Below are 23,859 nucleotides of genomic sequence, written 5' to 3' on the forward strand. Positions count from 1 at the left end.
CCGGAAAGACGGTGTTAGCCGACCGGCAGGAGAGGAGCAGAAACTATAAACGAATCGCTATGTATCATTTTGAAACAGTATCGCAGGCAGTGCAGGACCTTCAGCAGCGGGGGTATAGCATTGATTTTAACCTGGCCGATAACTGCCTGGTGTGCCACACCGAACAGTTGGGGGCAGATGATTTTGAGATAACCGAGTGCTACCGCTTTGAGGGCGACTCAGACCCGGCAGACGAAGCCATTGTATATGGCATAGAGGCGGCCAATGGGCGGAAGGGCGTGCTGGTAAACGGGTATGGACTGTATGCCAGTGGCCTGACTTCCGACATCGCTCAAAAGCTCCGTTTCCATTTATAAGCCAAACCAGAAAGATCTTTCAGATAGAACCATGCAACTAAAGGATCCAGGGTATGAGAACGGAAGCAGTTTACAGGTAGCTTCTCTGCTTGTAAGCACGCCAGCGATGCTTTTTTTATGCTCATAAATAAGACAAACTTATCCTTTATAGATTTTATAGATCATATTCAGAACAATACCTTACGCAAAACACACCAAATGGAAATACCATTTCTCACCCGGATGAAGCCTGACCGGCCGCCTTTGCCCGGCATCTTTTTAGCGGCCCTGCTCTGCTTTGCCAGCAGCTCCGTTTTTGCCCAGACGGCAGATAATGTAACAGAACAAAGCCTGATGAGCATGCCGGGCATCATCATCACCATCACCCTGCTCGTCGTTCCGCTGGTGGGCGCCCTTTTTCTGGTGGTGGTGAAGGCCAACGCCCTGTTCAAGAGCATCCAGGCGCGCAAAGACACCGAGGAGGCCACCCGCTTTGCCGGGTACCTCAAAACCCTGAACGAAGCGCAACTCGAGGAACTGCAGCTGCACCGGGAGCACCGCGAATACCACCTGAGCGGTCAGGAGCTCGCCGGACCCTTTGCCCCTGAAGATAACAAAGGGCTGCTGAGTGGTATAAACGAGAAGGCCAACATTCGCTTTATCGAGGCCAAGCGCAAAGCACTGGTGCGTCCCGACATCGACCCGAAACTCAGCCGGCTTATTCTTTGGTTTCTGGGCACGGCCACCTTCTGGCTCATCTTCGGCACGTCAGTAGGCGAGTATGTGGGCATCAAATTTGTCGTGCCCGATGCCGACCACCTGAGCTGGCTGAGCTTTGGAAGGCTGCGCCCGGTGCACACCAATGCCGTGTTCTGGGGATGGTCGTCGCTGGCCATGCTGGGGCTGGGCTACTATGTGGTGCCGCGCGTGAGCAATGTGCCCATCCATAGTTTAAAGAGCGGCTGGTGGACCCTCATACTGATCAATGCAGCCGTGGTGCTGGGTACTGTTTCGCTGATGGCCGGCATCAACAACGGCGACGGCGAGTACCGGGAATATATATGGCCCATTCAGCTGCTCTTCGGCATTGGTCTGATCATCACGCTGGTGAACTTCCTGCGAACCGTGGCCAACCGCAAAACAAGAGAGATCTATGTCTCCAACTGGTACATGATCGCGGCCATCATGTTCACCATCGTTATCTCGCTGGTGGCTTATATCCCCTACTGGCAGAACGGCCTCGGCGAAACCATTGTGCAGGGGTACTATATGCACCAGGGCGTGGGCATGTGGTTCATGCTCTTCACGCTGGGCCTGGTATACTACTACCTGCCGCAGCAGCTCAACAAGCCTATCTATTCTTACAGCCTGGGTATACTTGCTTTCTGGTCGCAGATATTCTTTTACACGCTCATCGGCACGCACCACTTCGTGTTCAGCGCCATTCCATGGTCCCTGCAAACGGTGGCCATCGTGGGTAGCGCGGGCATGGCCATTCCGGTAGTGTCGGGCACCACGAACTTCCTGATGACCTTCCGGGGCTCGTGGCATAAGGTGTCGGGCAGTTATACCCTGCCTTTCTTCCTGGTGGGCATCATCTTTTACTTTACCGGCTCTTTGCAGGGCACGGCAGAGGCCTTTCGCAGCACCAACCTCATCTGGCACTTCACCGACTTTACAGTAGCGCACTCGCACCTGACCATGTATGGCATCATCGCTTTTTTTATGTGGGGCGGTATCTATGCCATTGTTCCGCGCCTCACGCACCAGGAGCCGCCACAGATCACGGTGGGCATGCACTTCTGGATGGCTTTTATCGGGATGATGTTCTATACCATTCCGCTGATGCTGGGCGGCACCTACAGGGGGTTGATGTGGATGGACGGCGGAAAGTCCTTCATCGACAGCGTGGTGCTGATGGCGCCCTATTGGCTGTGGCGTGCCATTGGCGGCTCTCTGATGTGGGCTTCGCATCTGATCTTCGCCTTTAACATGTACCGCATGATCAACCCGCGCAAGACTGTCAACATCAACGCCACCGCCATCAGGAAGCTGAGCAGCGAGGACTATGAATTGGTAAATGTTGTAAACGAAAACTAGCTATTGCTAACGGAGCAGTTTTATAAAACCTGAACGTAGCTTTTAGTATACCACCGAAACGATGGAATTTTTTAACGATCACAGAAAATTATTTGCCACGGCTCTTGGCCTGTTTGTGTTGCTCACCATGCTGGTAGCGGTGATGCCGGCCATACATAACCAGAACATCAACCGGCCGCTGCCCAATGCCGAAGCGCTGAGCGATGAGGCCATGGCCGGCAAACTGCTTTACATATCCAATGGCTGCGCGTACTGCCACACCCAGCAGGTGCGCAACATAGAGATGGACAAAGTATGGGGCCAGCGGCCTAGTATCGCCGCCGACTATGCCGCCTTTCACCGGACCGATTTCTGGCGCAACACCGCCACGCTGATGGGCACCGAGCGCACCGGCCCTGACCTGGCCAACGTCGGCAGCCGGCAGCCAAGTGAGGCCTGGCACCTGCTGCACCTCTACCAGCCCCGTGCCGTGGTGGGGCAGTCGATCATGCCCGCCTATCCCTGGATGTTTGAGGAGAAGGCCGAGCTGGAGGACGGCGACGTGGAGATACAGGTGCCTGCTGAGTTCCGCAAAGGCGTGAAAGGCAAGCTGGTGGCTACCGAGGACGCCATGCACCTGGTCGCTTACCTGCAATCCTTAAAGCAAACACCGCTACCGGAGGCTATGCCTGCCCCGGAGTTCCTCTACAAACGGCAGCCTAAAGACATAGCAGATGCGGCGGCGGCAGGAGAGGAAGACCTGGGGCTGGATGGTGCAATGCTGTACGCGTCCAACTGCCAGAGCTGCCATCAAGCCAACGGCGAGGGTTTGCCGGGCGCGTTCCCGCCGCTGAAGGGCAGCCCGATCGTGCTGGATGATGACCCGCAGCAGATGATTGACATCGTGATGAACGGCTATGACCCCAGACCGGAATATGCCACTATGCCGCCCGTGGGTACCAACAATAATTTGTCGGCCGCTGAGATCGCTGCCATCATCAACCACGAGCGCACCAGCTGGGGCAACAATGCCCGCAAGGTGCCGGTGGCCGAAGTGCAGAAGATCATGGATATGCTGAAGCAAACGGCTCAGAAATAAAAAGCAGACGTCGCCAGATGAGGCAAGACCAGACAGGGCAGGAGCTGCGGACAGCCACACCATTTGAAGGCAGGCAGCTTACCGTTGCTCTTGCCCGGCATGCCATTCAGGACGGGCAACCGGACCAGGAACTAAGGCAGCAGTTACTAGACCATTGCGTTTTTAACCCGACACACGGGCAGAAAGGCGCACCCCGTAGCAAGTCTGCTTACTGTAGAGTGTGTGCCCGGGAGATGTTTCAGGAAATAGCAAAGGCGAACGATTACTGGAGGCACAAAGATTAAATTTAAAGAGCAACAGACTATAGAACGATGCAAAACCAGGAAGAAAATTACCTGCCCAGCCTGCTCACCGCCACCCCCTTCGAAGGACGACAGCTGGCTATAAAGCTTGCCCGCAAATCTGTTGGCGCCATTCAGCCCGACCCTGAAGTCCGGAAGCAGTTGCGGGCTGCCTATGCCACGGATACCGCCCAGCTGATCGCCTCAGCGCAGGTGATAGCCCTCGAGTTTCAGACCATTGCGCAGGCAAATAATTACTGGCGTACAAAAGAGTAAGCGGCTGGTGATAGCAACCATGCTGCAGCTTGTACCTTCTTTCTCTGAAGGTGGAACAGTACGAGCTACAAGCTCGCACGAGCGGAGACAACCCGCTCCAGCAAGGAAATTTAAGTATAACAAAGTAAAAACAGATGAAAACATACTTTTTAACCCTGGTGGGTACCTTATTGAGTATGGCTGCTTTTGCCTGCCCCGTGTGTGAAAAGCAGCAGCCTAAGATCCTGCAGGGCATCAGCCATGGAATTGGGCCACAGAATAACTGGGACTATGCCATCGTATGGGCCACTGCAGGAGTAGTGCTGCTTTGCTTGTTTTTCAGCATCAAGTGGCTGGCCCGCCCTGGCGAGAAAAGCAATGAGCACATCAAAAGAACAGTATTAGATTTTTAACTATGGAAGAGAAAAGTGCTGTCGCCATTTTTATTGACGACGAACAGCAGCCTGTCGGCTCGTTCCACTCGCCGGTAAACTTTGAGCTGGACACCCGCAAACTGGTGGATGGGGAGCATATCCTGCGCATCATCAGTAAAGACCCCTCGGGCAAAGAGGGTATGCGCAAAATACCCTTTGTGGTGCGCAATGGCCCCGACATAAACGTGGAGGGCATCTCCGAACACGAAGTGGTAGACGGCGTGCTGCCCATTATGGTGAGCGCCTACGGCAAAGGCGACCAGAAAATATTCCTCATAGAAGGCAGCGAAACGCCGCGCAGCATCCCCAACTGGGTATGGGTGCTGCACATAGTTTTCGGGGGCTGGGCCCTGTACTATCTTATCACACAATTTGCGATCACCACATGACGACAAAACACGATATCACCGGACTGGAAGATATTAAGCTGCTCGTAGACGAGTTCTACGGCCTGGTGGGCGATGATGAGTTGCTGTCGCCCATTTTCTTGTATCGGCTCAACGCCTATTGGAAGCCGCACCTGGAAAAGATGTATACCTTCTGGAACGCGGCCCTTTTCGGCATCAAGGGCTATGCGGGCAACCCCTTTGCAAAGCATGCTACCATGGAGGTGGACAGCACCCACTTTAACCGTTGGCTGCAGCTTTTTACAACCACCGTGGACAAATACTTTGAAGGACCCGTGGCGGAGGATGCCAAAAAGCGGGCGCTCATCATGGCCAACACTTTTGAAAGGCGCATTAACGGCCTGAGAGGGACAGACAAAGTGACGCTGGTCTGAACGAGAGGCCGGGAGAAGGGGCAAATACGTTGGTTCCAGCTCCTGTCGATGACGGAAAATAAATTACAGAGAACAATAATTACGCGCAAAAGATATGGAAATGAAGGAGATCTATGGCAATGGTGCTTACCGGGTAATGGAGCTTAGCCTTGCTGGCGGCGAAACCATGCCGCGCCATTTTGTTGCCTCCCATGCCGTTATTATCACGGAAAAGGGACAGGCACAGGTAACTTTCCTGGACAGGAGCACAGCACTGGAACCCGGTGATACGTTGCATATTCCCCTGAGGGAGCCCCACAGCGTAACGGCTTCCACCGATTTTAAAGCACTTGTTATCTTCTAGTGGACAGCACTTGTCAGGGATGCATCAAAAACCGGCTACCGGGCCTTGCAGGTACTCCTTTTCCACTCCGGGCAGCACACCAGACGGATGCGGATCAGTATATATCACCTATAAATCAAAGTCTATGAACATGAAAGAAATACATGCTAACGCCGCCTACAAAGTACTGAAGGTAGAATTGGCCAGGGGCGAGAAAATGCCCGAGCATTATGCCTCCTCAGACGCTTTTCTGCTGGTCCAGAAAGGGAAGATAAAGCTACAGCTGCCTGACAAGGAGGAGGTGCTGGAGCAAGGAGCCACACGGCACATAGCCGCCTCGGTGCCGCACAGCCTGCAGGTGCTCGATGATCTTTCGGCTTTTGTGGTATTGTCCGGCGAGGCGGAGATTAATTTCACCAGCCGCTGAAAGCTTCTGTCACAAAAAAAGCTGAAGGAATGGCCTTTTCAGGAAAGGATGTGCTGCTAACGCTAAATACCAGCCATGACGCCTATACTTGCAGCGGTCTTTATAGTATAAGTAGACCATGATTTCCAAAGCATGTAAATATGGGATACGGGCGGCCGCCTACCTGGCATCCAGGGAAAAGCAGGGCATCAAGCTCAGCGTGAAAGAAATTGCGAAAGCGGTGGATGCACCCGAAGCGTTTACCGCTAAGATCCTGCAGGTACTAAATAAGCACCGCATCGTCACCTCCCTGAAGGGCCCTTATGGCGGTTTTTACATCGAGGAGTTTCAGTTGGAGCAGCCTGTCATCAACATCGTGAATGCTATAGATGGTATGGCCGTATTCTGGGAGTGCGGCCTGGGCCTGAAGCAGTGCTCCGGCTCACATCCCTGCCCCATGCACCACAAATTTAAAGAAGCCCGTGAGTTGCTGCGTGAGGTTTTTCATAAAACGACGCTTCGTCAGCTGGCCACCGAACTAAAAGAAGGTACTTCCTTCATCAATAATCTGTAAGCTTTTGCCGGCGGCGGACAGCGTGCCGCCTCCTCGGCTTAGGCCTTTGTCCCACTTTTATCTATTTCTTATGACATCCATGACAACCGTATCCGAAGTGCTGAACCAACTGAAGCAGGATGGCTATACACATGATTTTAACCTGGCCGATAACTGCCTGGTGTGCCACGGCAATTACTTGCAAGTTTATCCTGATGAGTTTGTAGTTGATACAGTTTACCGGTTTGAAGGGGAATCCGATCCGGGGGATGAGGCAGTAATTTATGCTATTTCGTCTGAGAAGCACAACCTGAAGGGCACGCTCGTGAACGGCTACGGCGTGTACAGCGACGAGGTCGGAGAGGCCCTGGTACGGACGCTGCAGGCCAAAACCGCGGGAGCTGGCCAGCAGGAGGTGGTGGATAGGAGCAATAGAGCTACCCCGCAGCGCCCCGAGGGCGACCGTCAGCTGAATGCGCCGCTGGTGGAAATGGATCTTAATGTATACCGGCAACAGCTAAAACAGGAGCAGGCCTGGCAAACCAGCGACCGGAATGCCATCACCCTCTTTAAATCCGAAGGAATGCGGGTGGTGCTGGTGGGCCTGCACAACGACGCCGAGTTAAAGACCCATAAAGCGCCGGGGCAGATCAGTGTGCAGGTGCTGGAAGGGCATATCCGTTTCAGTACGGAGGAGCAGGAAGTAGAGCTTGCTGCAGGGCAAATGTTAACCCTGCATGCCGGCATTTCGCACCGTGTACTTGCCCGTGAAGAAGCGGTATTCCTGCTGACGGTAGCGGTCACGCCCAAACAAGGCTGAGCAGCTCCCTGTATTCCCTTTGCGTCAGCACGAGGCATTTTTAGGGTTTATTATTATTGATATTCAACAGGTTAAAGAATTATTTATCCTGAAGTGACTTTTGTCATTCTTCCGCTGCACCATCGTTCTTATTTTTATGGTACTTAACCTACAGTGAATAGAATGATGAGTAAGACAAACTTAATCAATCGCATCCTGGTGCCTGTGCAGTTTAACGCAGAAGGGGAGAAGCTGCTGCTATACGCCGGGCAAATGGCAAGGGCGATGCAGGCGGAGCTCGTGCTGCTGTATGCGGCCCAGGTGCCCGACATCACCTATACCCAGCAAAATAGGGTGATCCAGGCCCTGCGCCTGTTTGGCGAGCGGGTACTCCTTCGGCTGCCGAAGATGGCTACCGACTTTGTTGGTTTTGAAGGCCTGGTGCGGCCCGGTAACCTGCAGCAAAACATTAGAGCCGTAGTTCAGGAAAACGCCATCGATCTGGTGCTGATGGAAGCGTGTTCGTTACCTGCTTCGGAAGCGGAATGGGGAAATCATGCAGCAGGGATCATGGAAGCTATCAGCTGCCCGGTCATGGTGGTGCCTCCTACCGCCCGTTTTGTGAAACCGCCTAACCTGGTATTTGCCACCGACTTTACCGACCGCGATCCCCAAGTGCTGCTGCGCATTGCCTCCTTCGCCCGGCAACTGCAGGCCCACCTCACCCTGGTGCAGGTATACACGGCAGAACAGCGCGACCAGCTTTGCCAGATGAAGGCGGACTTGCGGGAAACGCATACCATACTGGCCGGCTTTGAGGTATCGCTGAAACTGCTGGAAGAGGAGGACATGTTAGAGGGCATCGGGGATTTTGCCGAAGCAAAGGCCGCCGACATGCTGGTGCTCGCCACGCGGGACAACTACCTGCTGCAGCGTCTGTTCAGTGTTAACTACATTAAAACGAGAGCTTACCATACGCAGGTGCCGCTGCTTACCTTCCGGCAGCTAAAGTTAAAGCCTTGTTCTGGCTGTTGCACTAATTGTGCTTCAAAGCAAAAAGCGATGCAGATGGAAAATAGCTTGCAGTTAGTAGCTATGAAATAAGCTTTGGCAATTTGCCAGACTTTAAGATTTGAGGCATAATCACATTGCTATAGAAAATATCCTCCTTAAGAGCCGCATCAGTAAGTGCGGCTTTTTTTATGATCGCACAACCAGTTACTTGCGCTTTAAGTATTAGAGCTTAGGAATATACCCCCAGTTGCTCCAGACACCAATCTATGAAGTCATTTCTGAGTCGGATTAAATTTATTTACCAATACATTGTCAGCAGCATCGGGTTTTATACTACCCTGATTGCCCTTTGCTTCTTTGGGCTCGCCTTCTTCATGCTTTACCTGGAGCGGCATGGCTTAAGTAAGCGTTTGCTGGACAACATGCCCTTCTTTATTATAACCAATGGCAGCTCTGCCCGGCTTATTCTGAGCTCTATCACAACCGGAATCATCTCCCTGGCTGTGTTTAGCTTTACAATGGTGATGTTGGTCTTAAACCAGGCGAGTGCTAATTTCTCGCCCCGTGTTATACCTGGCCTTATTTCCAACAAGTCAAATCAAGGCGTGTTGGGCCTGTACCTGGGCACATTGGTTTATACACTAGTGGTGATGGTTAATATTCGCTCTGATTACTACAGCAAGTCCTTGCCTGGTTTTTCAATTTTCCTGGCAATGTGCTTTACCATCATTTGCCTGGCTTTTTTTGTATACTTTATACATTCTATTTCGCAGACTATCCAAATAGAAAGTATACTGGAAGGTATTTATGAAACAACACACAAGAAGCTGGCGAATGATATTGCGCAGGACGCAGGAGCAGGGGTGCCAAATATCTTTTCAGATGACAGGACCTGGCATTTCCTCAAAAGCCCGATAACCGGCTACCTCCAGAGTTTGGACAAGAATGCCGTTTTGCGCCTATGCGCTGAAAAGAACATTGTGCTTGATTTTAGTCAGCCTTTGGGCAGCTTTGTGATCGAAGGTATTCCGTTTGCCCGAACGGATAAGCTGTTGCCTGACAGTGACGGGTTTGTGGATGACCTGCTGGATCACATTAACTTTTACCGCGAGGAGCGCCCCGACATCAACTATCTTTTCGGATTCAAGCACATCACCGAAAGTGCCGTGAAGGCGCTGAGCCCCGGCATCAATGATCCGGGTACTGCGGTAAAGGCAATTGACTACCTGACCGATCTATTTGCCATGCGCATGAAGCTCACCGACGAGAAAGTGTTGTATGATGAAGATGGTGCTGCCCGCATCCGTTTTGCGCATGAAACATTTGAGAATGTTTATTCCCTTTGCCTGAACCCGATCCGAACCTATGGCAAAGGCAGCCTGATCATTGTGCTGAAGCTGCTGTACATGTTGCAGTGCCTGCTGTTAAAGGTTTCCCCATTTCCACAGTTCAAGCCAGTGCTTTACGAGCAGGCCATGCTCTTGTTGTATGATGTGGAGCAGGAGATACAGAACCCCGGCGACCGCAGGAAGATTAACGGCATGTTGGCACAACTCAATGCCATGCAGGTCCTGGATCAGCCGCTGCCTTTATTAGCTGTGAAGCAAGTATAAACAATAAAGCAGGAGAGGAGTAGCTGTCAGTCAACAATATAGCGCGGTATGTTGAGCGGCAGGCGGGTGAGCAGCTCATAGTTCAGCTGCATGCTCAGTTCTCCGAACGAGGCCACGGTTATACTTTGATTGCCCTGCTTGCCAAGTAGTACCACCTCGTCATTTTGCTGCACCTCCGGTATATCCGTTACATCTACCATCATGCCATTCATGTTCACAATGCTGACCACGTTGGCCCGCTGTCCGCATATCAGCACCTGCCCATTGTTGCTCAGGCTGCGACTGTAGCCCCACGCATAACCCACCGGCACAACAGCCAGCACCATATCGCGCGGCGCCTGGTAGGACGTACCGTACCCTACATACGCCCCTTTGGGCACACTTTTCAGGCTCATCACATGGCTTTTCCAGCTAATTAGCCGCTGCAGCGGATCTTTTTGCCCCTGGTAGTTGCCCATAAATTGCTGGTAGGTTTCGGGGCTGGGCCATAAGCCATACTGCATGATACCGATGCGCACCAGATCCATACGGGTTTCCGGATAGGAGATCATGGCCGCTGAGCAGGCAGTATGCTGCTGCGCCGGGTATAGTCCTTGCTGCTGCAAGTGCCGCACCGTTTCATTATAGTTATGGAACTGTGCGTGTATGCGCGCTTGGTTTTCACTACTTTCGGCGCCGGCGTAATGGGTGCAGACGCCCTGCAACACCACATGCTGCCCTTCCGTTTTCAGTTGAGCTATTACCTGCTCCAAGGCTGCAGCATCAAACCCGGTGCGGTACATGCCTGTTTCAAGTTCCAGGTGTATGCGTGCTTTCTTTTGCAACTGTTTGGCTACGTGCAGGGCTTCTGTCAGCCGTGCAGGCTCAAACACAAAAAACTCCAGCTCATGGCTAATTGCCCATTCCAGCTCTTCAGCATCCAGGTAGCCCATGATCATAATAGTAGCTGGTTCGGGCAATACTGCCAGCAACCGTTGCGCCTCATCAGCACTGTAAACAGAAAAATGGGTGATGCCACACTGTTGGGCAAGCGGCGCGAACTGCTCTATGCCATGGCCGTAAGCATTGCCTTTGATAACAGAAGACAGCGTTACATTCGGGCCGATCTGTTGTTTGATGAACTGAATATTGTTCTGAAGTGCTGATTTACTTAGTTCAATGTATGAGCTGTGAAACATAAGTGGTTAAGAGTTCTGTAGTTCTTGTGCGATCGTATAGAAGAGGTGTGCGCCAGTCGGAATGAGTTCATCCGGAAAATCATAGTCGGCATGGTGCAGTTGTGGCTGTTCTGTGCCGGAACCCAATCCAAAGAAAGCACCTGTATAAGTATGGGTGAGGTGGCCGAAATCCTCAGACCAACGGAAAGGCTGTGCCGCTTCGGTTACATCCAGGCCAAGCCGCTGCGCTGCCTGCTGCACTATTCTCACAGCTCCGGCATCGTTAACTGTAGCTGGAAATTCCTCTACAAACCGGATAGTATAAGGTATGGCATACGAGTTAGCCACCTGAGCGACAGCTTCCTGCACCAACTGCTTCAGGAGCTGAAAGTCCTGCGGCCTGAAAGCACGCATTGTGGCCATAACGGTAGCAAAGCCGGGATTAGTCCCAAAAGCAACTTCGCCCAGCCGCGCATGTATTACCGTAAGTAGCGCCAAGTCCTGAAACTGTGCTTTATTCGCCATGACTTGGTTAAGGGCAAGTATGAGGGCTGCCATGGCTGCTCCAGGATTTACTCCTTTCTCCGGCTCTGCTGCATGCGACGAACTGCCCTGCAATTCTACCACCATACCTGTAGAAGCGGCGGCAAACACTTCCTGCCGTACCACCACCTGGTGCAGGGGCAGACCGGGGAGGTTGTGCAGTCCAAATACATAATCCGGGTGTAGTGCTGTAAAGCGCTTATCCTGCAACAGGGCCAGCGCACCGGCGCCGGTTTCTTCTGCAGGCTGGTAGAGTAGTATCACCTGCCCTGTTTTAAGGCGCTGCCGGTGCAGCAGGCTGGCGAGTCCGGCCAGCATGGTCATGTGCCCATCATGTCCGCATTGGTGGCCGCGGCCATCCCGTACCGACCGATGAGCAAGGTGCGCATTGGTTTCAGCTATTGGCAAGCCGTCTAGCTCTGCTCTGAACAGCAGGACAGGCCCTTTTTCCGGCGCCTCGCCTTTGAAAACGGCGGCTACGCCTGTGCCTCCTAATCCGGTCAACAGCGCGTCTGGCGCATACTGCTTCAGAAAAGCTGTTATTCGGGCAGCGGTGTCCTGTTCCTGGCCTGATAAATCCGGGTGCTGGTGCAGTTTATGCCGAAGGGCAGTGAGGGCGTCGTGTTGAGGGTGCTGGAGCATAAAGCAGGTAGTAATCTGTTCCTGACAAAAATTTGCCTTTCTGCCTTACGTACGGAGATAGGCAACATCCCGTTAGTAATATTCCAGTGCGAGCAGGCTGCTGCAGCTTTTCTGCCGCTGGCATGAGTAAGCGTAAACACAGCGCCAAACTTCTGTATGACACATACAGGCTATACTTGTGAACCGTTATACAGGTGTGATATATTCGTAGTGGTTGGTAAAGCTCAAAATACTTGAAGAGGGTAACTCAGCAAAAGCACAGTGTTAATGCATAAGGTATAAAGCACCTCCGCTAACATCAGAAATGGGACTATTTCGCTCAGGGATCGGAGAAGAATGCTATAATAGCGACATAATATAAGCCACACCTAAGTATAAGTTATACTTCTAGCGCTTCGCATTAAGCTTCCTTTCAGGTACTTGCAGTACAGCAAGTATAAAAAATGCTCCAGGTACACGCCTGGAGCATAATAATTTTTCTGCGCCTGCAAACAGGTATTAATGCAGTTCCGCTTGCATGAGTGTGATTACTTGCTGGATCACATCGGCAGTCAGGCAAATGTTAGCTTTTACGAGCGGGATATTTTCGGCTAACTTGGCGTCCTGCTCTATCTGGCGTATCGGCAGCCGCAGTTGCTCGATGCGCATCGTATCAATCGTGGCTTTAAGCTTGTGGGCGGCGGCACTCACACCCATCCAGTCTTTCTCTTGGCTTTTCTGTTGCAGATCGGCTATACTGGCCGGCACCGTATCTATAAACAATTGCTTAGCCCTTTTTATGAAAGCCTCATTGCCGCGCGACATTTTGTGCAGCAACTCGAGGTCATATAAAGGAGTTTCCGGAAGCTGTTCTACTGGAGCTGCTGCAGGAAGTTCTTCTGCCGGCTGTAGCTTGTGCGGCAGTAAAGAGGCGATCTTCTGGAACAGCTTCTCTTCTTCGAAAGGCTTGGATAAGTACCCGTTCATGCCGCTGCTCAGGTACTTTTCGGCATCACCTTTCAGGGCATTGGCCGTAAGGGCAATGATGGGAACACTGGATTTATACTTGTGCTGGAAAGAGCGGATGTAGTGCGTGGCATCAATGCCACTCAGTTCAGGCATTTGAATATCCATCAGGATCACATCAAAATCATGTTGTTCCGCCATATCCACAGCTTCACGTCCGTTTTGGGCCACTGCTACTTCAAAGCCCCAGCCCTCCATAATGGAGCGGGCCAGGAAAACATTCACCTCATTATCTTCGGCTAGCAGCACGCGCAGGCGCCCCAGGCTGTTGAAGTCCGTTTCTGCTTTGTCCTGATGCAGTGGGATGGGATGCTGCATTTTACGATAAGTGAGGGAGAAACGGAAGGTGCTGCCTTCTCCCACGATGCTATCCACCGTAATGAGACCTCCCTGCATTTCCACCAGGTTTTTACAAATGCTCAGGCCCAGCCCTGTGCCGCCATACTTGCGTGTCGTGCTGGAGTAAGCTTGCGTAAAACCCTCAAAAATGTAGTTCTGCTTTTCTTCCGGAATGCCGATGCCCGTATCGGTTACAGCAAACTCTAGAGTAAGCTGCTCGGCATCTTCGGCCAGTACCCGCGTGCTGAGGGTTACACTTCCCTGCTCAGTGAATTTGATTGCATTGTTAAGAAAGTTGATGAGCACCTGGTTCAGGCGGTAAGGATCTCCCAACAGTACAGGCTGCTCCAGGTGCAAAGGCTCAGCGAGGAAGGTCAGCCCTTTTTCTTCCGCTTTATAGATCAGCGTCTGGAAAGCTGCCTGCATAGTGTCGCAAACGTTGAACGGAATCTGCTCCAGGTCCAGTCGGCCCGCTTCTATTTTAGCGATGTCCAGGATGTCGTTGATGATCACCAGCAGGTTATCAGCCGACTGCCGGATGATCTCCAGGTATTTCTGCTGGCTTTCGTTCAGTATGGTTTTACCAAGCAAACCGGCCATACCCATGATGCCGTTCATCGGCGTGCGGATTTCGTGGCTCATGTTGGCCAGAAAATTCTCCTTCACCCGCGCTGACTCTTCGGCAGCCTCTTTCGCTTTCACCAGTTCCCGCTCAGCCAGCATCCTATCCGTAATATCCTGGGCGATGGCTATAATATAAGGAGCACGGTCTGGCTCCTCTACCTTATAGTTCTGGAAATACAGGAAGCGCTGTTCGTTATCCTTGTCAAAGATAGAAAGCACCCCATCTACGACGCTTTTATGGTCAAACTCCTGCATGTATGCTCCGAAATTGGCGCGGTGCTTTTCGGGAAACAGGTGATGGATGAAGGTGCCCAGTAAGTCCTCCTCGTCATAGTTGAGCATCTTTTTAAAGTAGGAGTTAATCGAACTGATGCGCCCTTCCATATCATGTGTGCAGATATAAGCCTGGCTATAGTTGATCAGGTCACGGTACTTCTTCTCGCTGTTCTTCAGGGCTTCGTCGGCGGTGCGACGGGTGGTAACATCGCGGGCAGCCGACAGCATTTTGATGATATTGCCTGCTTTGTCGAGGATGGGCTTGATGTTGGTCTCCAGCCAGATAATAGAACCGTCTTTTTTAATGGCACGATGTACTACGACAGAATTCTTCCCTGTCCGCATGGCAGTCTCGTACCCTTGCTGCCGGAACAGCTCCAGGTCGGCGGGGTATACCAGCTCCGAAGCCGGGAACTGCAGCAGTTCTTCCGGGGTGTACCCCAGCAACTCCACCGCTGCCTGCGACACATAACTATAACTTCCTCCAATATTATGCAGGCTGATCATGTCGCGTGAATTTTCGGATAGCAGCCGGTACAATTCTTCACTTTCTTCCAGGCGCTGGCGGGCTTGCACCTGTTCAGTAATATTGGTGGAGATGCCCAGCACATGTATTTGCCCGTTGCTGGTAACCAGCGGCTTCTTGATTGTGCTCAGCCAGACTATTTCCCCGTTTTTACGGGTGAATTTGTCCAGCACCTTTACTTCCAGCCCCTGTTCGATTACTTGCTTATCTATACGCTGGAAAGTCTTGGCCTCCTGGGCATTATAATAGAGATCAGAGCTCCTGGCGTTTATAATATCCGCAATTGGCATGCCTGCCAGATTTGCTGTTTCCTGGTTGGCCAGGATGAAGTTACCAGCCCCGTCTTTAACATAGATGAGGTTGGGGCTGGTTTCGATGATCAACCGGATCAGATCATTCTTCTCCTGTATCTCCCGGGTAGCTTTCCGCTCTTCCGAGGTGTCGCGGATAATGATCATGACTTCTTCCGGGCTATACCTGACCAGGCGCCCTTCATAAAAATGTTGTCCTTGAGGCAGGTCCAGGGTATAATGGATTGTTTGCGGAATACTTGTAGCAACAACGTTCCTGATGAGCCCCAGCAGTTCATGTGCCAGCGCTTCCGGCAATAGGTTGAGAATATGGTTGCCGATCACTTCATCTTTTGGCACCAGCAGGTGTTCCTGCTCCACATTCTTCATGTCTACATAGATACCGTCCGTATTGATGATGAACAGCAGGTCGGGGATGGCGGCAAGTATGGCAAGGTTTCGGGCTTCACTTCGTAGCGTTTCTTCCTGTGCCTGGCGCAAGTCGGTGATATTGACGCCGTAGGAAATAATAAGGTCCACTTCGCCGGCAGCATCTAGACCAGGGCTCATCTTGCGAAGATAATAAGTCGGGTTACCGGCGCTGTCCGGCAGCTGCTCTTCAAATCTGACCTGGTCCTTCTCCCGGAGTACCTGCTGCAGGTGGCTGCTTCTGCTTTGAAATCTCTCCTGCGGCAGGTTTTGGTGCAGGTAATATTCTTCGCAAGTTTTACCAATGATCCACTCGCGGACCTGTGCGTCACGTACGGCAGCCGGGTTTACAAAAAGGTAACGTTGCGTACGGTCGTATACTACCACATCCGAAGGGATAATATTTAAGATGGTTTCATAAAAGCTCTTCTGCCGGGCCAGTTTCTGGCTTTGCAGGCGCATTGTTGTCACATCTTCCGCTGCGCCAATTACCTGCTTCACCTGTCCGTCGGCCTGCCTTTTAAAAACGCTCTCACGACAGAACAAGTATCGGGTGCTTCCGTCTTTGCTGTATACCGGGTGCTCCACCTCCACAATCTCATTGTCCTGCGCCCGCTGCATGTGGTATACATGGCCGTAAAGCTGCTGGAGGCTATCCTGCTTTACAATGGAAGTAAAAAAATTACCTTCCATTGCTGCCACGTCGGCACTCGAATATCCCAAAATGTCCGTTATCCGATCATTGAGGTAAATACATTTATCCTCCTCAATATCATAGATGTAAATAATGTCAGGAATGGTCTGCTCCATGTTGCGGACAAACTTCTGGCTCTCCTGCAATTCCAGCTCGGCTTTACGCCGCGCCGTTATGTCGGTCATGTATACATTCACATAGCCTTTGTCCGGGAAGGGTACCAGGAAAAGCAGATAATACCCTTGTGCAATATAGGTTTCGAGTGTAGCAGGGCGCTGCTGATCGGGGAGCTGAACGATTTTGCGACGCAGCAGCCGGCAAAATGCCTCCTGCCGCTGTTGCCCGATGGTGTAAAGCAGGTGCTGGCAGGCTGCATTGGTAAACAAAATTTTGCCTTCGTTGCTGATCCTTAATATAGGATTAGGATACTCTTCCTGAAATTCAGACAGAAACTGCAGCAGGTGTTGCTTCCGCTGACGGGAAGTAATATCACGGTAGATCCAGGTACCGTTACCATAGGGCGCTTCCTGTCCCGTTACAAAAAGCTCCCGCTCGATTACTTTTCCATTGGTCAGCGTCGCTTCAGCATAAGAAGTACCAGACTCCGAAGCATTCCAGACAGGCTGCGCAGCTAGTTTGGGCAGCATGTTAGCTTCTAATTCGGCAAGAGGGAACCCAGTATACTTGGGCGCTGGCGCCGACAATTGAAACAGCTCCAGGAAAGCAGGGTTACAGAACAGCACCAGGCCATCTGCATCAGTTATGGAAACAGCATAAGGAAACTGTGCGCTATAGATGGGCAGCAGCAGGTCGTTTATTTCGGCGCGGTGAGGTTTTGCGGATAGATCACGTTGTTGTATCTCCGCTTCCAGCTGCATCATTCTGGATTCTGCGGCTATGCGTGCCTGGCATTCCCGTTCCAACTGTTGGCGGAGTTGCGCGACTTCTAGTAATTGTTCCATAACAGGATGAATTTGCCTGGAGAAATAAGGGGTTGAAAGCTACATGCCGGTTGTGGTCCTGCTCCTGCAGCATTTATATAGCATCCGGATAGTTAGCCTTTGCTTTAAAAGCAGCAGGTGCTAACAAGTATGGCGCTGCTACCGTTGTGCAGGTGTTGTTACCATTGTTAACTTATTTGTACGGCAAAGCCATACCTTATCATCAGATTATTTGATCCGGAGCTCATTGTTCTGAATCATCCGGTAAAGGGTCGATTTGCCAACATCCAGTTTATCCGCTACCAGCAGCACGTTGTGGTCATACTTGTCCAGGAAGCGTTGTATGATTTCGGTTGTATAGGCCTTCAGGGTGCGTTCTGTGGCAAGAAAGTCTTTAGCCGCATTGTTCGCCGTAAAATTAATGTCCTCGTCCCGGATTACCTCGTCATCCGATAGCACCACAGCTAGTTCTATCAGCGCTTTCAGTTCCCGCACATTGCCGGGGAAAGGGTAGGAGAGCAGTTTCTGCTGCACTTCAGCAGAAAGTGTTTTCTTGCCTAAATTGTTTTCTTTGGCGAACGCATCAATAAAATATTTAGCCAGCACCAGAATGTCGCTGCCGCGCTCGCGGAGAGGGGGCAGGTGAACGGGCAGGCCCAGCAGGCGATAGTAGAGGTCTTCGCGGAAATTTCCTTTTTTCACTTCTTCCGACAGATCCTTGTGGGTGGCTACGATGATGCGCACATCAACCGGCACCACGGTATTGCCGCCCACGCGGGTTATTTCCTTTTCCTGCAGCACCCGCAGGAGTTTGGCTTGCAAGCTAATGTCCAGTTCACCGATTTCATCCAGAAAAATGGTGCCTTTGTTCGCTTCCTCGAACCGACCCAGGCGGCGCGACAGGGCTCCGGTAAAGGCGCCTTTCTCATGGCCGAATAACTCACTCTCGATCAATTCCCGGGGTATGGCAGCGACGTTAACGGCTACATAAGGCTGGTTCTTTTTGGGGCCGTTATAATGTATGGCTTTGGCAACCAGCTCCTTTCCTGTACCGGTTTCGCCGGTAATAGAAACGGTAATGTTTGTTTTTGATGCCTTATTCATCATATGGAACACCCGCTTGATCGGTTCGCTGTTGCCAATTATAACCTTGCTGAAATCATACTTCAGGCCGATTTCTTCGCGTAACTGGCTGATCTCTTCCCGCAGCGAAACGTTTTCACGTATCTTGTTGATGGTATTCCACAGCCGCTCCGGCGTATCTTCGTCTTTAACTATATAATCGTATGCCCCTTTTTTGAGCAGGTCTACTGCGGTGGCGACATCCTCCTGCCCGGAGATCACAATGACCTGCGTATCCGGGTTCTGCTCCTTCATTTTTTTCAGCACCTCCGTTCCGTTCTTATCCGGCAACGAGTAATCGAGTGTCACCACATTGGGGCGCTCATACATGTTGGCGAGGCAGTCTTTGGCCGCATGAAATTTCCTTAGCTCATAATCCGGGTTAAGCGACAGATGATACTCCAGCAATTCACTGTACCAAACATCATCATCCAATATAAAAATCTTAAAAGGTACAGTCTTCATCTGTTCTAAGGTTTAAGCTGGTCAGGTGCATGTCCAATTTAAACATTCTTCTTAAGCTGTAAAAATTAATGTTTGACAAGCGCTGTTCAGGCAGTACAAAAGTAGCTTTAAACCTTTAAATACAAAGTATAATGGTTTATTAATTTAACGATACTATCATATTTATACTATTTGTTTATACTTATAAAGTAAATTTTAATGAATAAATTGTGCAATAAAATATGATTTAGAAGAGAGATTGTAATGAAGGGAAATGCAGTTCAGATTGCTCGTTTAGAGGTGAGACAATAACAGTTGCTTACTTAATAACCCAGGAGGAGGAGGAGCATTGAAATTCCTTCCCTGTACCGCAGGAAACATGCGGTGCAGGGAAGGGGCAGCTGCTATCAGGCGAAAGCAGCTGAAAAAGAACAGGATAGTACGTTCAACTTGAAGGGGGCATCTAAGATGTTGCCACAGGCTAGCTGCCGTTTATAACCTGGTATTTGGCACGCATAAACATGAAAACACCGTAACAGATCAGCCCGAGGGCGACAGCGCCCAGCAGGTATGAACCATACCAGGCACTCTCAAGCCACTTAAAAGCGCTGTCGCTGCCACCTGCCTGGTTGGCATTTGCCTGCAGGGCCGCCTTCAGAAACAGGTAACCGATCACGAGCCATACGATGCCGCGCGCGACATACCCGATCTTACCGGCTTTGATCATCAGCGCCTCATGTTCATGCGCCACACCGGCTTCCTGAACTTTCTTCTTATACTTGTCTGATAAGCCAAGGTATATCTGGTACAAACCAGCCAGGGCTGTGCCCACCGCCAGGATGCCGACCAGCCATTGTCCAAAAGGCTGCTGGAGCAGTTGGCGGGCCAGTGTTTCGCGTGAGCCGCCGCCACTGCTGCTTCCGCCGGAGCCCAGCACCAGCTTAGCCGCATAAAAGGCCAGCGCTCCGTATACCAGGCCACTGAAGGCATACCGCAGCCGTACAGAAATTCCTTTCGCATCATTTCCTTTCCGCTCGGTATCTTTTATCGCTTCTATCAGCCGCCAGATGCAGTAGCAAAACAAGCCAAACGCCACTATGCCCAACAGCACCTGGCCGAAGGGTTGCTCCAGAATAAACTGGAAAACACCTTTCTTGCCGGCATTCTTTTCGGATTTGCCTCCCAGCTCAAAAGCAGCCATAAAAGCCAGAATACCCACCAGGCAATATACCACTCCTTTGGCAATGAGTCCGATACGGGCAAGATTCTTCACCCACTCGGGGGGTGGGGAAGGAACATGAGAAGAAATTGTAGTCATAGTTTTATCTTGTTTGTTTAATGCTTCTTTCCTCTCATACCTGATTTTGTACTTTATGGTTATGCACTGCTTTTCCCTGAATGACCGCCAGGCTACCGGTAAAATCCCAGGGCAGTTTTGGCTCCTGTACCTGTTACCGGAACAGCTTTGTGTTAAGGCGCACGGCTCTCAAGGATATTCCTTAATTTCTTCCAAAGAACATGTTACCTTTGCTCCAGCGGATGGTTGCGGCATCCGTTGCCAAGCAGAATATGAAGACCTCTATGAGAAGAAAATTACCTTTTACCTTGCTGTACCTGCTATTTGCTGTGCTGCTGAACGCCTGCGTGGCGACTTCAGGCCCGGCGCATACGACTGCCATTTCGGCGCCCGGAGCCAAACTGGCGAAGTATACCACCTATGCCTGGTACCAGGACCCGCCACCTACACCGGCCGCTTACGACCCAGGTTTTACAGCCGGACTCGATAAGAACATCCGGCAAGCTGTAGAAGAGGAATTAAAGCAACGAGGCATGCAGAAAGTAGCCACTACAGCTAATCCCGATGTCCTGCTGGCGTATGATGTAAGTGTTTCCGTGCCGGTGGAGAAGGACAAACCTGCAAATTTTGCGCCCGGCTTTGGCTACAGCTATGGCTATATGAGCGGCTACCGCTACCGCTACAGCGATGGCGGGCTGCCAGGTTATCGCCCTGTTGATCTGTTTAAAGAGGGGACCTTACTCGTGGATATGATCAACCCTGATACTAACAAACTGGTATGGCGTGGCTGGTCAGAGGGAGCTGTTACAAACTTCCGGTCGAACTATAACAAAGTAAAACAACTGGTTACGGAAGTGCTGCAAAAGCTGCCTCGGTCTTAGCTAGTTATAGCGGGCAGTTGCCTACAGGTAGTATTTAGCAGTTTCTGTTTTATTCTGATGCTTTGTTCCCGCGCAACAAGATGCAACATGCTGCTCAATGCTATTCAGGTCATTCAGGAGGTAGCGTAAGCACAGGCATTTCCGGCTTTATTACTCTTCCGGATCAAAGTCGAAGTATAGCCTGGTATAATAGGCAGATGCAAAAGAAGTATATTTCATCAGATATGAAGATTAATCGGTTCTCTGCGTAAGACTTAGATCGAAGAATACCAAACTCCACTTAACATGCAGCTGTTGCTATTCACTTTTCAGGTAATTGCTGAAGCGCATCACCGCATCTGGTTTCCCCACCACATAGAGCACATCCCCCTGCTTTAATTCCGTGCCAGCTGTAATGTTCAGCAGGGTAGTGCCCTGACGTTTGATAGCAACTACCGTAATGTAGAACTTATTACGTATATCAAGTTCATGCAGGGGTTTATTTACAAGGTCTTTGTCACTGGTGAAGATGCGCAGACTGGCGACTTCTATATCCGGAAGGTCAACTTCGAAGCCACCGATGCCATTGCCCCGGTTCGTCATGCTACGCAGCATCTCATAGTTGTCTGACCGGATAAGCCGGGTAAACGCCTCCACCTGGTCGCGGGGCATCAGGTATTTGGAAAGGACGCGGGTAAATATCTCGATCGAAGTTTCAAACTCTTCCGGTATTACCTCGTCAGCGCCCAGGTGGTAATTTTCCTCCATTTCCTGCACAAAGCGGGTACGTACAATAATGTGCACCTTGTCGGACATCTGGCGGATACTGACGATGATGCGCTTCGTGGCTTCCGGGTCAGAAATAGCGATCACGACCACGCGCGCCTGATGGATGTTGACGTGGTGGAGGATATTGCCATGCACGGCATCCCCATAAAGTATAGGTTCGCCCAGCTGGCGTTCATGTTTCACTGTTACGGCGTTAAGCTCCACAATCACATAAGGAATGTTGGCATGTTTGGCTGCCCGCGCTACATTTTTGCCATTAATGCCATAGCCGATAATGAGGATATGATCGTTCAGGTTCGGAAACTCTGCAGACGCGTCTGTTGAGGTTCCCTGCGCCTGCCCATCCTCTTTGCTGCCGAACCGTTCGGTTAGCCAGGCGGCAATTTTAGGCGCATACCCCAGGATAAAAGGAGTAATGCCCATGCTCAGCAGCGACACACTCAGAAAATACTGGTAGGTTTCCTGGGTGAGCAGCCCGTACTGAATGCCCGTTTTGGAAAGTATAAAGGCGAACTCGCCAACCTGGAACAACGAGAGACCGACCAGCAGCGCAATGCGCAAGGGGTATTGCAGCAGCCGGGCCGCCAGCGCCGCACCCGAGCCTTTGAGCAGAAACACGAGCAGCGTAAACCCAAGTATAACCGGCAGGTGCTGCAGCATAAAGGAAAAGTCGAGCAGCATGCCGATGGACACAAAGAAGAAGCTGGTGAAGATCTCGCGGAAAGGAAGGATGTTGCTGGTGGCCTGGTGGCTATACTCCGATTCTGAGATGATAAGGCCCGCCAGGAAGGCACCCAAGGCCAGCGAAAGGCCCAGGCTGGAGGTGAGCCAGGCCACGGCAAAACAGATCACCACCACCGAAAGTATAAACAGCTCCCTGCTTTTGGTACGGGCCACCAGGTAGAGCAAGCGAGGCACCAGGTACCGCGCACTCAGCAGGGTGAACACAATGATAAAAGCCCCTTTGAGTGCCATCACCAGCAGTTCCCAAGCAATATTCTGCGCCCCACCAGCCATCAGCGGTGTCAGCAGCATCATGGGTACTACTACAATATCCTGAAAAATGAGCACGCCCAAGACCACGCGCCCCTGCGGACTGTTAATCTCGCCTCTGTCCTGCAGCAGTTTGAGCACAATGGCTGTGCTGCTTAATGCAATCAGGAAGCCCATAAAGCATGCTTCACCCCAGCTAAAACCGAAAAGCTGCATCACCACGGCCACTGCCCCAATGGTGAGCAACACCTGCGCCGTGCCGCCCAGCAGCACCGTGCGTTTGATCAGGGCCAGGTTGCGGAGCGAGAACTCCATGCCGATAATAAAAAGCAGCAGGATAACGCCGACCTCAGCCATCGTTTCTATGTCGTGCGTGGCGGAGATCAGGCTAAGGCCGTGCGGGCCGGCAATCACGCCTGTCGCGAGAAAACCCAGGATAGTAGGCAATCGGAATCGCTGAAACAGCAGGATTACCACAACTGCCAGCCCAAGAATGATGACGATGTCTGAGAGTAAGGGTATTTCCATGGAGCGAGTATAAAACTTTAAGCGCGTACAACCAAGTACTTCCTGTGCTTACGCAAAAGAATAGCAGCAAGCCTAAGTATAAAAGTTGGCTTACCTTTAATAGAATCAGGCGCCTCACGAATCTAAAGATAGAAAGCAGCAAACCTGCTACAGTGTAGTGATACAGGTATAAATATGAAGTATAAACCTGTGCTTGAAGTAAAGGGGGATGTAGATGACAGGGAACCGGGTGCTGAATTATTACGCTGTTTTCAGCTCTTTCTGAATATCGATTCAAAGTCTATGGCTTTGAGCTATATTCTGTAATAAAGTTAACGTGAACTCGGAAATTAAACGGGTAAAAATCAGCATTTTACACAAACAATAAGGCTAAGGAGCAGGTAGAATAA

Annotated in this window: 21 protein-coding genes; 15 read left to right on the plus strand and 6 right to left on the minus strand. The window is 51.2% G+C overall.

Annotated features, from left to right (window positions below; genetic code table 11):
- Positions 1–59: 59 nt before the first annotated feature.
- The 14 genes from ABDW72_RS11855 to ABDW72_RS11920 all read left to right on the plus strand — a co-directional run bounded on the left by ABDW72_RS11855 (position 60) and on the right by ABDW72_RS11920 (position 9,971).
- Complete coding sequence (locus tag ABDW72_RS11855) at positions 60–356, plus strand: hypothetical protein (protein WP_347158773.1); 297 nt, start codon at positions 60–62, stop codon at positions 354–356.
- A 198-nt stretch (positions 357–554) separates the two neighbouring features.
- Positions 555–2,435 (plus strand): cbb3-type cytochrome c oxidase subunit I, encoded by a 1,881-nt coding sequence (locus ABDW72_RS11860; RefSeq protein WP_347158774.1) that lies wholly within the window; start codon positions 555–557, stop codon positions 2,433–2,435.
- A gap of 61 nt (positions 2,436–2,496) precedes the next feature.
- On the plus strand, positions 2,497–3,513 hold the full coding sequence (locus ABDW72_RS11865; RefSeq protein WP_347158775.1) for a cytochrome c: 1,017 nt from the start codon (positions 2,497–2,499) through the stop codon (positions 3,511–3,513).
- 17 nt (positions 3,514–3,530) lie between these two features.
- Complete coding sequence (locus ABDW72_RS11870) at positions 3,531–3,797, plus strand: hexameric tyrosine-coordinated heme protein (RefSeq protein ID WP_347158776.1); 267 nt, start codon at positions 3,531–3,533, stop codon at positions 3,795–3,797.
- A gap of 27 nt (positions 3,798–3,824) precedes the next feature.
- Positions 3,825–4,070: a hexameric tyrosine-coordinated heme protein gene (locus ABDW72_RS11875; RefSeq protein ID WP_347158777.1), complete on the plus strand. Its 246-nt coding sequence runs from the start codon at positions 3,825–3,827 to the stop codon at positions 4,068–4,070.
- Positions 4,071–4,204: 134 nt separating this feature from the next.
- Complete coding sequence (locus ABDW72_RS11880) at positions 4,205–4,462, plus strand: hypothetical protein (RefSeq protein WP_347158778.1); 258 nt, start codon at positions 4,205–4,207, stop codon at positions 4,460–4,462.
- A 2-nt stretch (positions 4,463–4,464) separates the two neighbouring features.
- Positions 4,465–4,872: a cytochrome C gene (locus ABDW72_RS11885; RefSeq protein ID WP_347158779.1), complete on the plus strand. Its 408-nt coding sequence runs from the start codon at positions 4,465–4,467 to the stop codon at positions 4,870–4,872.
- Entirely contained in the window at positions 4,869–5,264 is a 396-nt protein-coding gene (locus ABDW72_RS11890; protein ID WP_347158780.1) for a group III truncated hemoglobin, read from the plus strand. The genes ABDW72_RS11885 and ABDW72_RS11890 overlap by 4 nt, the downstream gene beginning before the upstream one ends.
- Before the next feature lie 94 nt (positions 5,265–5,358).
- Positions 5,359–5,607 (plus strand): cupin domain-containing protein, encoded by a 249-nt coding sequence (locus ABDW72_RS11895; protein ID WP_347158781.1) that lies wholly within the window; start codon positions 5,359–5,361, stop codon positions 5,605–5,607.
- 124 nt (positions 5,608–5,731) lie between these two features.
- Positions 5,732–6,013, plus strand: coding sequence for a cupin domain-containing protein (locus ABDW72_RS11900; protein ID WP_347158782.1), 282 nt, complete (start codon positions 5,732–5,734; stop codon positions 6,011–6,013).
- Positions 6,014–6,131: 118 nt separating this feature from the next.
- Complete coding sequence (locus tag ABDW72_RS11905) at positions 6,132–6,566, plus strand: RrF2 family transcriptional regulator (RefSeq protein WP_347158783.1); 435 nt, start codon at positions 6,132–6,134, stop codon at positions 6,564–6,566.
- A 70-nt stretch (positions 6,567–6,636) separates the two neighbouring features.
- On the plus strand, positions 6,637–7,365 hold the full coding sequence (locus ABDW72_RS11910; protein WP_347158784.1) for a cupin domain-containing protein: 729 nt from the start codon (positions 6,637–6,639) through the stop codon (positions 7,363–7,365).
- Positions 7,366–7,530: 165 nt separating this feature from the next.
- Positions 7,531–8,448 carry a universal stress protein gene (locus ABDW72_RS11915; RefSeq protein WP_347158785.1) on the plus strand — a complete coding sequence of 306 codons (918 nt, stop codon included), beginning with the start codon at positions 7,531–7,533 and terminating at the stop codon, positions 8,446–8,448.
- 176 nt (positions 8,449–8,624) lie between these two features.
- Positions 8,625–9,971 carry a DUF2254 domain-containing protein gene (locus ABDW72_RS11920; RefSeq protein WP_347158786.1) on the plus strand — a complete coding sequence of 449 codons (1,347 nt, stop codon included), beginning with the start codon at positions 8,625–8,627 and terminating at the stop codon, positions 9,969–9,971.
- A 26-nt stretch (positions 9,972–9,997) separates the two neighbouring features.
- Here the strand turns inward: ABDW72_RS11920 and alr are convergent, their stop codons facing one another.
- The 5 genes from alr to ABDW72_RS11945 form a co-directional block, all read right to left on the minus strand.
- Positions 9,998–11,149, minus strand: a complete 1,152-nt coding sequence (alr, locus tag ABDW72_RS11925) for an alanine racemase (RefSeq protein WP_347158787.1) — start codon at positions 11,147–11,149, stop codon at positions 9,998–10,000.
- A gap of 6 nt (positions 11,150–11,155) precedes the next feature.
- Entirely contained in the window at positions 11,156–12,313 is a 1,158-nt protein-coding gene (locus ABDW72_RS11930) for an amidohydrolase (RefSeq protein ID WP_347158788.1), read from the minus strand.
- Positions 12,314–12,811: 498 nt separating this feature from the next.
- Positions 12,812–17,458 (minus strand): PAS domain S-box protein, encoded by a 4,647-nt coding sequence (locus ABDW72_RS11935; RefSeq protein WP_347158789.1) that lies wholly within the window; start codon positions 17,456–17,458, stop codon positions 12,812–12,814.
- A 207-nt stretch (positions 17,459–17,665) separates the two neighbouring features.
- A complete protein-coding gene (locus ABDW72_RS11940; protein WP_347158790.1) occupies positions 17,666–19,024 on the minus strand; it encodes a sigma-54-dependent transcriptional regulator in 1,359 nt (452 codons plus the stop codon).
- Positions 19,025–19,484: 460 nt separating this feature from the next.
- Positions 19,485–20,321: a DUF1206 domain-containing protein gene (locus tag ABDW72_RS11945; protein ID WP_347158791.1), complete on the minus strand. Its 837-nt coding sequence runs from the start codon at positions 20,319–20,321 to the stop codon at positions 19,485–19,487.
- Between the two features lie 263 nt (positions 20,322–20,584).
- Here ABDW72_RS11945 and ABDW72_RS11950 point away from each other — a divergent pair, with 263 nt between their 5' ends.
- On the plus strand, positions 20,585–21,181 hold the full coding sequence (locus ABDW72_RS11950) for a DUF4136 domain-containing protein (protein ID WP_347158792.1): 597 nt from the start codon (positions 20,585–20,587) through the stop codon (positions 21,179–21,181).
- A 297-nt stretch (positions 21,182–21,478) separates the two neighbouring features.
- On the opposite strand, the gene ABDW72_RS11955 is transcribed toward ABDW72_RS11950, so the two are convergent.
- Complete coding sequence (locus tag ABDW72_RS11955) at positions 21,479–23,470, minus strand: monovalent cation:proton antiporter family protein (RefSeq protein ID WP_347158793.1); 1,992 nt, start codon at positions 23,468–23,470, stop codon at positions 21,479–21,481.
- Positions 23,471–23,859: the final 389 nt, after the last annotated feature.

The sequence above is a fragment of the Pontibacter chitinilyticus genome, assembly GCF_039748935.1.
In the GTDB taxonomy this organism is placed as follows: Bacteria; Bacteroidota; Bacteroidia; order Cytophagales; family Hymenobacteraceae; genus Pontibacter; species Pontibacter chitinilyticus.